12 protein-coding genes are annotated in these 12,897 nt (G+C 62.7%); 6 read left to right on the top strand and 6 right to left on the bottom strand.

Annotation, left to right across the window (positions count from 1 at the left end):
- Window positions 1-151: 151 nt before the first annotated feature.
- The 5 genes from J3P73_RS25960 to J3P73_RS25980 all read right to left on the bottom strand — a co-directional run bounded on the left by J3P73_RS25960 (window position 152) and on the right by J3P73_RS25980 (window position 5,511).
- Entirely contained in the window at window positions 152-1,066 is a 915-nt protein-coding gene (locus tag J3P73_RS25960; RefSeq protein ID WP_018480358.1) for an SMP-30/gluconolactonase/LRE family protein, read from the bottom strand.
- A gap of 14 nt (window positions 1,067-1,080) precedes the next feature.
- The gene (locus J3P73_RS25965; protein WP_024321511.1) at window positions 1,081-2,031 is read right to left on the bottom strand and encodes an ABC transporter permease; all 951 of its coding nucleotides are present in this window, start codon (window positions 2,029-2,031) and stop codon (window positions 1,081-1,083) included.
- Window positions 2,028-2,975 (bottom strand): ABC transporter permease, encoded by a 948-nt coding sequence (locus J3P73_RS25970; RefSeq protein WP_130665684.1) that lies wholly within the window; start codon window positions 2,973-2,975, stop codon window positions 2,028-2,030. Before J3P73_RS25970 ends, J3P73_RS25965 begins: the two co-directional genes overlap by 4 nt.
- Window positions 2,972-4,423, bottom strand: a complete 1,452-nt coding sequence (locus J3P73_RS25975) for a sugar ABC transporter ATP-binding protein (RefSeq protein WP_130665683.1) — start codon at window positions 4,421-4,423, stop codon at window positions 2,972-2,974. Before J3P73_RS25975 ends, J3P73_RS25970 begins: the two co-directional genes overlap by 4 nt.
- A gap of 71 nt (window positions 4,424-4,494) precedes the next feature.
- Window positions 4,495-5,511, bottom strand: a complete 1,017-nt coding sequence (locus J3P73_RS25980; RefSeq protein WP_024321508.1) for an ABC transporter substrate-binding protein — start codon at window positions 5,509-5,511, stop codon at window positions 4,495-4,497.
- A gap of 280 nt (window positions 5,512-5,791) precedes the next feature.
- On the opposite strand from J3P73_RS25980, the gene J3P73_RS25985 reads away from it, so the two are divergent.
- Together J3P73_RS25985 and J3P73_RS25990 are read left to right on the top strand one after the other, a co-directional pair.
- Window positions 5,792-7,030: a GAF domain-containing sensor histidine kinase gene (locus tag J3P73_RS25985; RefSeq protein WP_024321507.1), complete on the top strand. Its 1,239-nt coding sequence runs from the start codon at window positions 5,792-5,794 to the stop codon at window positions 7,028-7,030.
- 13 nt (window positions 7,031-7,043) lie between these two features.
- Entirely contained in the window at window positions 7,044-7,766 is a 723-nt protein-coding gene (locus J3P73_RS25990) for a response regulator transcription factor (RefSeq protein WP_008536437.1), read from the top strand.
- Window positions 7,767-7,823: 57 nt separating this feature from the next.
- On the opposite strand, the gene J3P73_RS25995 is transcribed toward J3P73_RS25990, so the two are convergent.
- The gene (locus J3P73_RS25995) at window positions 7,824-9,149 is read right to left on the bottom strand and encodes an aminotransferase-like domain-containing protein (protein WP_207580032.1); all 1,326 of its coding nucleotides are present in this window, start codon (window positions 9,147-9,149) and stop codon (window positions 7,824-7,826) included.
- A 100-nt stretch (window positions 9,150-9,249) separates the two neighbouring features.
- Between J3P73_RS25995 and J3P73_RS26000 the strand changes: the two genes are divergently transcribed.
- The 4 genes from J3P73_RS26000 to J3P73_RS26015 all read left to right on the top strand — a co-directional run bounded on the left by J3P73_RS26000 (window position 9,250) and on the right by J3P73_RS26015 (window position 12,880).
- Window positions 9,250-10,212 (top strand): substrate-binding domain-containing protein, encoded by a 963-nt coding sequence (locus J3P73_RS26000; RefSeq protein ID WP_130665680.1) that lies wholly within the window; start codon window positions 9,250-9,252, stop codon window positions 10,210-10,212.
- Between the two features lie 75 nt (window positions 10,213-10,287).
- Window positions 10,288-11,178, top strand: a complete 891-nt coding sequence (locus J3P73_RS26005) for an ABC transporter substrate-binding protein (RefSeq protein WP_130665679.1) — start codon at window positions 10,288-10,290, stop codon at window positions 11,176-11,178.
- Window positions 11,175-12,104 carry an amino acid ABC transporter permease gene (locus J3P73_RS26010; protein WP_027688055.1) on the top strand — a complete coding sequence of 310 codons (930 nt, stop codon included), beginning with the start codon at window positions 11,175-11,177 and terminating at the stop codon, window positions 12,102-12,104. Before J3P73_RS26005 ends, J3P73_RS26010 begins: the two co-directional genes overlap by 4 nt.
- Window positions 12,101-12,880 carry an amino acid ABC transporter ATP-binding protein gene (locus J3P73_RS26015; RefSeq protein ID WP_024321502.1) on the top strand — a complete coding sequence of 260 codons (780 nt, stop codon included), beginning with the start codon at window positions 12,101-12,103 and terminating at the stop codon, window positions 12,878-12,880. Before J3P73_RS26010 ends, J3P73_RS26015 begins: the two co-directional genes overlap by 4 nt.
- Window positions 12,881-12,897: the final 17 nt, after the last annotated feature.

The following is a 12,897-nucleotide window of genomic DNA, read 5'->3' on the forward strand; positions in this document are numbered from 1 at the left end:
GTACTTCCAACGATTTCGATATTTCGAGCATTCAATTCTACTGAATTATGCAATTTGAGCTTGATTGTTTCGGCCGGCGTTTTTTCTGCCAAGCATCTGCAAAGTTTGAAGATAGTACTGTTGGTTGCTCATCAACCCAACCACCACCACCTCACGGCACCTGCGCCCCGCTCACCGCGACATAGACCGAATAAACCGACCGCGTCGCCGCAATGAACAGCCGGTTGCGTTGGGGGCCGCCAAAGGTGAGGTTGGCGACGGTCTGGGGTACGCGGATCTTGCCGATCAGTTTGCCGGTCGGGTCGAAGCAATGCACGCCATCGGCCGCACTTGACCAGAGGTTCCCGTTCACGTCTGTGCGAATGCCGTCCGGGATGCCTTTGTCGATGAGGCAGAAGACGCGGCCGTTCGTCAGCCTGATGCCGTCGATCACGTCGAAAGCGCGGATGTGACGTGGCAGGCTTTCGTCATGGCTGGCTGCCGAATCCGCCACATAGAGGATGGTCTCGTCGGGCGAGAAGGCGAGGCCGTTCGGCTGTGTGAAATCCGTGACGACAGCAGCAAGCGCGCCGGTCGTCGGATCGAGCCGGTAAACGTTGCGCGTCGCCTGTTCCGGCTCGGCGCGAAAGCCTTCATAGTCCGACATGATGCCGTAGGTCGGGTCGGTGAACCAGATCGAGCCGTCTGACTTCACCACCACGTCGTTCGGCGAATTGAGCCTGGCGCCCTCGAAACGATCGGCGAGCACGGTGATCGAGCCGTCGACCTCGGTGCGGGTGACGCGGCGCGTCCCATGCTCGCAGGAGATCAGCCGTCCCTGCCGGTCGCGCGTATGGCCGTTGGTGAAGTTGGAGGGTTGCCGATAGACGGAGACGCCGTTCTCCGGCGTCCATCGCAGCATGCGCTGGTTGGGTATGTCGCTCCACAGCAGCTGGTTGGCGTCGTTGAACCAGACGGGGCCCTCCGCCCAGCGGCAGCCCGAATAGAGTTCGTCGAGACCGGCGCTGGTCACGATCATCTGCCGGAAGCGCGGGTCGTGGATTTCGTAAATGCTGGCCTCGGCCATGGCGGTCTTCCCGTTTATCGCATGCCGGCCCGGCGACCGCCGGCGAGCATGATGACGCTGATGATGATGAGGCCGGTCATGATCAGGCGAATGCCCGCGCCGAACCCATAAGTATTGAGCATGGAGACGACCAGGAACATGAAGAGCGATGCGCCCCAGATCCCCGGCACGTTGGAATCGCCGCCGGCGACTGCCGTGCCGCCGATCACGACGACAGCGATCGACATCAGCAGATATTCCGAGCCCATGTTGAGCGCTGCGCCGCCGGAGAAGCAGGCGAGCAGATAGCCCGCGACCGAAGCGAGCACGGCGCAGAAGAGATAAGTGACGAAACGCGTGCCGTCGACCGGTATGCCGGCCATGCGCGCTGCCGGCATGCTCTGGCCGATCGCCGAGATCCAGCGTCCGTAGATCGTCTTCTCGAGCAGGAACCAGGCAAGCAGCGAGATGAGGAATGCGACGATTGCCACATTCGGCACGCCGAGCGTTTTCGACGTGGTGAATTCCGCCAGCACGCTCGGAGGCTTGATGCGCAAGCCCCGGTTCGTCCAGATCGCGGCGGACTGCACGATGAAGCTCATGGACAGCGTGGCGATGATCGGCGGAATGCGCAGCGCCTTGATGAGCGCATAGTTGCCGAGACCAACGACAAGACCGATGACGATGGCGACGAGAAGACCCGGCAGGATCATGCCGTTTTCGACATTCATCAGCTTCAGCGCCACCGTGCCGGCAAGCGTCATGGTGGCGGGAACCGAGAGATCGATGTTGCCGGGGCCGAGCGTGATCACGAACATCTGGCCAATGCCGACAATGACCGAGAAGGCCGCGAAAGTGAGTGCTGCCTGCGACAGGCCAAGCGTGCTGGCGCCGAGCGTCACCATGATCGTCAGGAACCAGACGACAAAGGCGGCAAGCCACGACCAGATCCAGGGTTTGCGGAATAGGCGCAGAAGCGGGGTCATCGGCGTTTCTCCCGCTTCTCCAGGCGGTTCAGCATCAGGCGGAGTGCCAGCACGATGATCAGGATCGCGCCCTGAGCCCCGATCTGCCAGTCCGGTGAGATGCGCAGGAAGGACAGGAACGAGCCGGCGAGCGTCAGCGTCAGCGCGCCGATGACGGCGCCGATCGGGGAGACGCGGCCGCCAATGAACTCGCCGCCGCCGAGAATCACGCCGGCGATCGACAGCAGCGTGTAACGCAGCGCGATATTGGCATCGGCCGAGGTGGTCAGGCCGACGAGGGCGATGCCGGCGAGCACCGCAAAGAGGCCGGCAAGACCGTAGGCGGCAGCGCGCGCCCCGACAATCGACCAGCCGGCGCGCTCGACCGAACGCTGGTTACCGCCGATGCCGCGCATCAGCACGCCGAGCGACGACCGCATGACGAGAAGATGAGCGACGGCGGCGATGACGATGCTGGCGACGATCGCCATCGGCGCCAGCGGCGGCTTCACGGTCATCAGCCAGCGCACCCAGTCCGGCGCCTGCCCGCCCGGTGCCGGCAGCAGCAGGACGGCGAGGCCGCCCCAGACGAAGCTCATGCCAAGGGTCACGACGATGGACGGCAGGTCGCGCAGATAGATGACGACGCCGAGCGCTGCATAGGTTGCGATCGCGCCGGCAAGGATCAGCACGCCGGTCACCGGGGCATCCCGCAGAAAGGTCGCGGTGACGCAGGCGATGAAGCTGACGAAGGCGCCCATCGAGAGATCGAGATCGTTCACCGCCATCACGATCATCTGGGCGATCGTCGCAAGCGCGATCGGCACAGCCAGGTTGAACAGCAGGTTGAGCCCGACATAGCTCATGGCGCGCGGCTGCAGCCAGAAGACGGCGGCGAGCAGCAGCGTCAGCGACAGGGCGGGAATGGCAAGTCGCAGGGCGTCGGACGACAGCCGGAACGTCATGCGGCGGCCCCCTCGAAGGAGGCGGCGATGATACTCGTCTCGTTGACGGCATCACCGGCGAGTTCGGTGGTGATGCGGCCTTCGCGGAAGACGTAGACGCGGTCGCAGAGGCGGACCTCGTCCATTTCGGTCGAATACCAGATAAAGGTGCGGCCACGCGCCGCTTCCTCGCGGATGATCGCATAGACCTCCTGCTTGGTGCCAACATCGACGCCGCGCATCGGATCGTCCATCAGGACAACAGGTGCGCGCGTCGCAAGCGCGCGGGCAAAGAGGACCTTCTGCTGGTTGCCGCCTGACAGCGACAGAATGCGGTTGTCCATATCGGGGGTGCGGATCTCGATCCTGCGCTTCCAGTCGGCGCCTTTCGTCTCCTCTTCGTCCGCGAGGATGAGGCCTCGCCGCGACAGGTCGCCGAGCGAGGCGATGGAGAAGTTGCGCAGGATGCTCCAGAGTTCGAAGACGCCGTTGAGGCGGCGGTCGCCGGCGACGAAGGTGACGAGCGGATCGCGCTCGGGCAGCCAGTTGCCGGACTGGGTGGCATGCAGGGCAAGCAGGAGTTCGGTCTGCCCATGGCCCGCCAGCCCCGCCAGTCCGATGATCTCACCCTTGCGGGCCGCAAAGGAAAGGCCCTTCGCCTGATGGGACAGAATGAGCGGAGCGGTGGATTGTTCGCGCACTGATCGCTGCCCGGTCTCCTCCTTCGCGACGGTGCCCATGGTTTCGACGAGGCCGTGATGGTCGAAGCCGTGCGCCGGACGTTCGGCGACGACGCGGCCGTCCTTCATGACGACGATGCGATCGGAGGTTTCGAGGATCTCATGCAGGATATGCGAGATGAAGATGACGGACCCGCCCGTGGCAATGAAGCGGCGGACATGGTCGAGCATCTGGCGGGCAAGGCTTGCATCGAGCGACGAAGTTGGTTCATCGAGGATCACCAGCCGCGGGGGAATGTCGGCGTCGGAAAAGGCCATTGATATCTCGACCATCTGCCGCTCGGCGATCGAAAGATCTCCGACGGCCCGGCTGCTGTCGATGCCGTGGCCGGGAAAGACCGCGTCGAGGCTCGTCTCGATGATGTTTGCAGCACGCCTGCGCCAGCCGAAGCCGCCGAGATGGCGATGCATGATGCGCGTGTTCTCGACGATCGAAAGGTTGGGGCAGAGCGAAAGCTCCTGGAAGACGCAGCGCACGCCGCGGGCACGCGCCGCGTTGATGCCGTAGCGCTCCAGCCGCTCGCCGTCGCTCGCCACACTTCCTTCATGCGGCGTGAGACCGCCGTTGATGACGCTGACGATGGTGGACTTGCCGGCGCCATTGTGTCCGACAAGCCCGACGCATTCGCCCGGCATGACGCGAAGGGTCACGCCATCGAGCGCCCTGACCGCGCCGAAACTTACCTTGGCGCCATCGACGGCGATCACCGCCTTCAAAACGTCATCCATGCTGCCCGCCATGCCTGCTTGAAAAAAATGCCGCGCGACCTTCTGCGGCCGCGCGGCAGTCGCCGGGAGAATTACTTTGCCGACTCGATGACCTTGATTGCGTCTGCCTGCGTGTATTCCACGTTGGCGACGCCGCCGGCCTGGGTATTGGCGAGGTTGGTTTCGAGATTGTCCTGGTCGATGCGCAGGAAGGGCACGACGAGGTCCTTCTTGACTTCCTTGCCGTCGAGGATCTGCTGTGCCACCCAGAAAGCGAGTGTGGAGACGCCTGGCGCGATGGATACGGACATGGTCTCGTAACTCTTCGCGTCCTTCTGCTCCTTCCACCACTTCAGTTCGTCCTCGCGGTTGCCCATGATAATGATCGGCATCTTCCGGTCGGTTGCGGCAATCGCCTGTGCGGCGCCATAGCCGTCGCCGCCCTGCGTTACCACGCCGGCGATGTCGGGCAGGCTGGGCAGGATACCGGCAACAGCCTTCTGCGCCACGTCCTGCGCCCAGTCGCCGTGAACGGAGCCGACAATCTTGAACTGCGGGAACTGCTTGACACCCTCATGGATGCCGGCCGAGATTTCGTCATCGACGAAGACACCGGCAAGGCCGCGGATCTCGAGCAGGTTGCCGCCGTCCGGAAGTTTCTTCGACAAGTACTCGACCTCACTGCGGCCCATTTCCTTGAAGTTGACGGCGATACGCCAGGCGCAGGGTTCGGTGACGATACCGTCGAAGGACACGACGGTGATGCCGGCATCGCAGGCTTCCTTGACCGCACCGTTCAGCGCCGTCGGCGAGGCGGCGTTCAGCACAATGGCGTCATAACCCTGCAGGATCATGTTCTGGATCTGCGCGGCCTGTTCCGTCGCCTGGTTCTCGGCGGTGGTGAAAGGGTCGGCTGCGGCAACGGTGCCGGCCTTCACGGCTTCCCCCGTCACCTTGCCCCAACTCGTCAGCATGGCCTGGCGCCATGAGTTGCCGGCATAGTTGTTGGAAAGGGCGATTTTCTTGGCCGATGTCTCGGCGAAGGCGGAAACGGGCATCGCGGCGCAAGCAATAGCGGCCGATGCCAGAAGCATCTTACGGATTGTCATGTCTTCCTCCCTGATGATCGCGCTGGTCGGCGGATCGCTTCACTCCTGCCGGCCCAATTGGGTCCGAGTGAAAATTGTTCTTGCACTGAGCTTCCTCCTCTCAGTAAGGGCAGGATGCGGGAGATCGATCGGCCTGTACAGGGGCAAGGCGGCAATCCGTTTGCGGGATTTGCGCAACAAGCTGCGGGTTTACGCAAGACGGCGGCGCTTCCGCGGGCGCTTACTGCGAAGGGTCGCGGCGGGTTGAGGAGCCTGCTGCCGCCTCGGGGAGGAACTGACGATGCTGCATCTCGTACCCGCAGCCATGTTCGACCATTATCTCGGCATTTCCCGGCTGCTCGCGGGCCAGCTCGACTTCCGCTCGGCTATCCGTTCCGTCGCGGCCGAGGTCGCCCATATCATCCCGCACGACCACCTCGATGTCTGCGTGCTGCTTGAGGGCGGCAACTATCACACGGCCTACGAGACGGGCATCGAGACCGCCTGGGGCGGGCTTGCCGGTGCGCCTGTTGTCAACAGCCCCATCCGCGCGCTGCTCTGGGGCGAGGTGGACTTTCTGCTGGCGGACGACGCCATGACCGACCCGCGTTTCCACTTCGAGGGCGCGTTCAAGCGGCCGATCGTCGAACAGTCGCTGAGGAGCCGCTTGCATGTGCCGATGAAGGTGCAGGGCACGATCATCGCGGCGCTTTCCTGCTCGTCGCACCGGGCGGGCGTCTATACGATGGAGGATATCGAACGCGCCCGCATCATCGCCGACCTGCTGACGCCCTATTTCTTTGCGCTGCAGGCGGCCGAGCAGGCGCAACGCTCGGCCATTGTCGAGGCAGAGGCCCGCGCCCGCGAGGAGGGCTTGCGGCAAGGTGCACTGAAGCTTACCGAAGCCCTGGAGCAGGAACGCCAGCGCATCGGCATGGACCTGCACGACCAGACGCTCGCCGACCTGACGCGGCTCGCCCGCCGGATCGATCGGCTGTCGCGCCACGGCGAGGTGGCGCCCGAGACGCTGGAGCCGATCTCCCGTTCCCTGCAGCATTGCATGCAGGATCTGCGGCAGATCATCGAGCAGGCAAAACCCTCCGTGCTCCAGCTCTTCGGCCTCGCCCAAGCGATCGAACATCATCTGGACCGATCGACCCGCGACAGCGGATCGGGGATCGAATGGGGCCTTGTCGACGAGACGCACGGCGCACTGGAGCGACTGGAACCGACCGTCAGCGTCGCGCTGTTTCGGATCGCCCAGGAAGCGATCAACAATGCGGTGCGTCATGCCGCGCCCCTGGCCGTCACGGTGCGGCTCGAGGCCGACGAGGAGCGGCTGTCGATCGAAATCTCCGACGACGGGACCGGGCTCACCAAGGCGCGGGGACGGATCGGCGGCGGCATCGACAACATGAAGACCCGTGCGCGGCTGATTTCGGCGCGGTTCACGACCGGGCCTGGCCACAACAATCACGGGACTGCAGTGCGCGTCGTGCTGCCGCTCGCACCGCACGACCCGGCAATCGGGCCAAACTGAGGAGAAGGGCGCCATGAAGGTTCTGATCGTCGAGGACGACCCGCTGCACCGGTCCTATCTGCACGAGGCTGTTAATGCGGCCCTGCCGGAATGCGATACGGTGATCGAGGCGGAGAATGGGACCGTCGGCGAGAAGCTCGCCCGCGACCACAAGTCGGCGCATATCGTCATGGACCTGCAGATGGCAAACCGCAACGGCATCGAGGCGGCGCGCACCATCTGGAAGGAGCGGCCGGAGACCCGCATCCTGTTCTGGTCGAATTATTCGGACGAGGCCTATGTGCGCGGGGTCTCCCGCATCGTGCCGGATGGCGCCGCCTATGGCTATGTGCTGAAATCCGCCTCCGACGAGCGGTTGAAGCTTGCGCTGCGTTCGATCTTCATCGAGAGCCAGTGCGTCATCGACCGCGAGGTGCGGGGCCTGCAGCAGAAGAGCCTCGGCCAGACGAACGGCTTTACCGATTCCGAATACGAGATCCTCGTCGATATCGCCCTCGGCCTCACCGACCGGGCCATCGCCAAACGTCGGGGCCTTTCGCTGCGCAGCGTGCAGAACCGCCTGCAGCAGCTCTACGACAAGCTCGACGTCTACCAGAGCGCCGGCGACGACCACGAGGACGGCCGCTTCAATCTGCGCGCCCGCGCCGTCACCGTCGCTTTCCTGCGCAAACTCCTGAACTACAGCGCCCTGGAGCGGGCGGAGGCAGAGCTGCAGGAGTGGCTTGATGGAAAGTAGTTCCGGACCTGCGCGGAATGGCTGGGGATCAGAGACATGGGCTGCGGTCCCCGCCTTTCACGGCGTATGAGCCAGCGCGATCGCATCGGCGGCTTCCTCACAGCGATGGCTGAGCGTGCTGGTCGCCACTCGAATATGACTGCTTGGCAAGACGGAGAATTTGCTGCCCGGATTGACGGCAATATTGCGGGCGGCGAGCGTCACCATCGCGAATGGTTCGGAGACGACGGGCACCCAGAGGCACAGGCCCTGGCCAGCCGGTATGGGTATTCCCCGTTCGCTGAGGGCATCGGCAAGAGCGTCCCGCCTCTGCTGATAGATCGCGCGCGCCTCGCCGATAAGCTGCCAGGTTGCCGGATCGCGCAATAGCCAGGCGGCGGCACCTTGCAGGATACGGCTGGTCCAGCCGGCGCTGAAGGAACGGTAAGACTGGATCTGGTCGACGATTGGCGCGGAACTCGACAGGACCGCGAGACGCAGATCCGGGCCGAGGCTTTTCGAGAGTGACAGGATATGGATCGTCCGCTCCGCAAATCGGCCGCCGAGCGACTGCGGAGCCGCCGTCGACACGTCACCGACGCCGTCGTCCTCGATGATAAGCGTATCGCTGTCTTCCAGCACATCGCCGAGCTGATCGAGGCGGGATGAACTGACCGTAACGCCGGTCACCGAATGCAGCCGCGGCTGGAACAGAAAAGCCGCCGGACGTTGCCGCAATGCCTCGCTGAGCGAAGCCGGCAGGGGGCCGTCGCCGTCGCAGGCAACAGGGATGATTTTCACGCCGAGATCTTCCAGAATATCGAGCAGTCGCATGGCTGTGGGATGTTCGATCGCGACCGAGGAGCCCGGGGAGACCAGCGCATGCAATATCGTATAGACGGCGTTGTAACCGCCATTGGTGGCCAGAAAGGCTTCCGCCTCATAGGGCCATCGCTCTGAAACGGCGTCCTTCAACTCAGGCACGATCCGGCTGCGCTCATAGCTGTTGAGGTCATCGACGGACGCACCATAGGCCATTGCTTCGGCCAGGCGCGGAAGAAGTGCTGCATCCGGCCCGGCCAAGGTAAGGTCGAGCACACCTGCCCTATAGTTTCCCGAGCTGGCGAGGCGTTCCGGCTTGGCGACAAAGCGGTCGCCACTGACCCAGGTGCCGTTGCGTCCCCGGCCGCTGATGATCTTCTGCCGCCGCAAATCGCTCCAGGCTTCGGAGATCGTCGCCGGACTGACATGCAATTCGTAAGCGATATCGCGGATCGCCGGCAGGCGCGTCCCAATCGGCAGGACGCCGGCACGGATCAGCGCGCTCGTTTCGAGAGCGATCCCCCGGATGCTGCGGTCGGCTATTTTTTCGGCAAACCAGGAGGCTTCGACTGTGTCGCCCATTTTTTTCTCACTTTAAATGTTCAATAACGTAATAACATTTGTGCTCTCTATTTTGAACATTTAATTTGCCCCTCGTCGAGCCATTTCAGTGAGTTTTTGCATGCCTGTGACGCTTCGCATCGCCCTTCGAGACTGGGATTACATGACACCGCTTGTGCTCGGTGACGTCAGTTCTACCCGTCTCGATATCAAAGTGGATCGCGTGAGCACGCTGGTCTCCAGCCTCGCCGATGATGCGGCGCATGACGCCGCGGAACTGTCCTTCAGCCGCTATTCGCAGATGCGTCATGATGGCGATGATCGGATCGTCGGCATGCCGAACTTCATCATGCGCGGCTTCCGCCATCGCTGCATCATCACCACCAAGGACAGTCCGATCCGCACGCTGTCTGATCTGGCCGGCAAGAATATCGGCGTGACCGGCTGGCGCGATTCCGGAAATATCTGGACCCGTGCCGCTTTGCGCCGGGAAGGTGTCGGCGTCGAGGATGCCATGTGGTATGCCGGGCGCCTGACGGAAGCTCATCCGATCGCCGACCGGCTCGATGGTTTCGGACGGCCCGGCCGCATCGAGGCTGCTCCCGGCGAGCGCCCGATGGTCGATCTTTTGCTGGATGGCGGGCTCGATGCCGTGTTCACGCCTTTCATGCCGAAGGGTTTCTTCGATCAGGAATCGCCGCTCCGCCAGGTGCTGGATGATTTTCGCGCCGCTGAAGTCACTTACCTCAATGAGGTTGGTTATGTCCCAGGCATGCATCTGATCGGCTTCAAGGCTGATATCGTCCAGGAGCATCCCTGGATCATGGATGAACTCAGCGAGCTGATCGACGAGTCCCAGCGTCTGTGGCTGGAAAAGCGTGAGAAATACGCCGACACCACGCCCTGGATGATCGACGAACTGCGCCGCTGCGCGGCCGACCTGCCGCCAAGCTGGAACATCAGCGGGCTTCCCCAGAACGAGGCAATGATCGCCGATTTTGCCGAAGAACTTTACGAACAGAAAATCATGCCGCGCCTTCTGACGCCCGCCGAGTTGTTTCCGTGGCACGCCGAGGCGCGATGACCAAGGCCAGGGGAAACTCTTCGCAGGCCTCATCGTTGAATCACCATTTTTGCAAACCAAAAAAAGGGGAATGACATGCATTCGAAACTGATCGCTTCCGCCGCCCTGCTGGGTCTGATGATGACGACGTCGGTCTTCGCTGAGGAAACGGCCGTGCCAAAACAGACCGTCAACGACGCGCTTCGCGCCCGCCTGCCGGAGAAGATCCGCACGGACGGCAAGATGGTCTCCGTCAACAACGGTTCCTTTCCTCCCTATGAGATCGTCACCGGCACGAAACTGACCGGCGCCAGCGCCGACCTGACTGATGCGATCGGCCAGATGCTCGGCGTCGAGATCGAGCACGAAACCGTCAGTGGACTGACCGCATTGCTCGCCGGCATCAATTCCGGCCGATACCAGTTCGCCTTCGGCCCGATCGGTGACTTCAAAACCCGTGAAGAGGCCAACGATTTCGTCGATTGGGTTCAGGAATACGTGGTCTTCTCCGTTCAGAAGGGCAATCCGAGGGCCATCGCTTCGCTCGACAGCGCCTGCGGCAATCGCATTGCCGTCATGGCCGGCGGCTCCGCCGAAAAGGTGATCCAGGCCCAGGTCGAAAAGTGCAAGACGGACGGCAAGCCTGCACTCGAAGTGCAGTCCTATACCGACCAGCCGAGCTCGATCCTGGCGGTCCGCTCCAAACGCGCCGATGCCTTCTTCTCCTCGCAGGCGCCGCTGACCTATTTCGTGTCTCAGGCAAACGGCCAGTTGGAACTGAGCGGCGTCGGCCAAAAGAATGGCTTCGACGACCTCTATCAGGGCGCCGTCGTGCCGAAGGGCTCGCCGCTCGGCCCCGTTCTGCTCGACTCGATCAAGGCGTTGATGGATAACGGCGCCTATGCCGCCATCATGAAGAAGTGGGGTCTTGAGAACAACATGATCAAGCAGCCCGGTCTCAATCTTGGTGGAGCTCTGCCGAAATGAGCAATGACCGCACGACTGCCGCATCGTCGTCTGGCGGTGCGGACTTCCGCGATGTTGCTCATGCCCACAAGCCCTTTCAAACGGGTCGGCTCCTCTTGTGGGTGGTCGTGCTCCTGATTGCTGCGAACTTCCTGTGGATCGTCGCCCATAACGAGAATTTCGGCTGGCCTGTCGTCGCGGCTTATTTCTTCGATCCGACTGTTATCAACGGCCTTTACGTCAGCCTGGGCCTGACAGTGGTCGCGATGGCCATCGGCATCGTGCTCGGCCTCGGACTGGCGATCGCCCGGCTGTCGAATGACCGGCTCGCTCGGTCGCTAGCATCGCTGTTCATCTGGTTCTTTCGCGGCACGCCGCTCCTGGTACAGTTGATCTTCTGGTACAATCTCTCGACCCTCTTTCCCGAACTTTCGATTACCATTCCGTTCGGCCCGACGCTCGCCAGCTGGGAGACCAATTCGGTGATCACGCCGATGACGGCGGCAATCGTCGGCCTCGCCTTGAACGAAGCGGCCTACATGGCCGAAATCATTCGCGGCGGCCTGCTCTCGGTCGATCGCGGCCAGTTCGAGACGGCGGAAGCGTTCGGCATGACCAAGGCGAGGGCGCTGTGGCGGATCATCATTCCGCAGGCGATGCGCTCGATCGTGCCGCCAACGGGCAACCAGTTGATCAGCATGATCAAGGCAACCTCGCTCGTCAGCGTCATCGCCATGGCCGATCTGCTCTATTCCGTCCAGTCGATCTATAATCGCACCTTCGAGATCGTGCCGATGCTACTGGTCGCGGTCCTCTGGTACCTCTTCATCACTTCCATCCTCAATCTCGGCCAGAGCTATATCGAAGCCTATTACGGCCGTAGCGAGCGGCGCAACAATGCCGCTGCCGCCAAATCCGAGACCCTTGCCGAGGAGGCAAGCCATTGACCGGTGCCGAAATTGCAAAGCCTCTCGTCAGAGCCCGCAACGTCCACAAGTCCTTCGACCAGCTCGAAGTGCTGAAAGGGATCGACCTCGACGTCATGCCGGGTGAAGTCGTCGTGGTGCTTGGCCCGTCCGGGTCGGGAAAGTCGACCTTCCTGCGCTGCATCAACCATCTCGAAGCGATTAATAAGGGGTTCATCGAAGTCGATGGCGAGCAGATCGGCTATCGCCTCCGCAAGGACCGGCTGGAAAAGCTGTCCAGCAACAAGATCGCCAGCCAGCGGCGCAAGATCGGCATGGTGTTCCAGCAGTTCAATCTCTACCCGCATATGACGGTGCTGCAAAATATCGTCGAGGCCCCGATCGGCGTGCACGGAGAAAATCGCAAGGCCGCGACCGAGAACGCGATGCGGCTTTTGGAGCGGGTGGGCCTGTCGGAAAAGGCGGGGAGCTATCCCCGCCAGCTCTCCGGCGGTCAGCAGCAGCGCGTCGCCATCGCCCGCGCCCTGGCGATCAAACCGAAGCTGATGCTGTTCGACGAGCCGACATCTGCGCTCGACCCAGAACTCGTCGGCGAAGTGCTGGCCACCATGCGCGATCTCGCCAAACAGGGCCTCACGATGATCGTCGTGACCCACGAGATCGGTTTCGCCCGTGAGGCGGCCGATCGGGTCGTGTTCATGGACGGCGGCAATGTCGTCGAAATGGGCAAGCCCGAGGATGTCATCGGCAATCCGCAACATCCCCGGACCCAGGCTTTTCTCGCCCGTTTTCTCTGACCGGTGTCAGCTCGCTG

The sequence above is a fragment of the Rhizobium ruizarguesonis genome (assembly GCF_017357285.1).
In the GTDB taxonomy this organism is placed as follows: domain Bacteria; phylum Pseudomonadota; class Alphaproteobacteria; order Rhizobiales; family Rhizobiaceae; genus Rhizobium; species Rhizobium ruizarguesonis.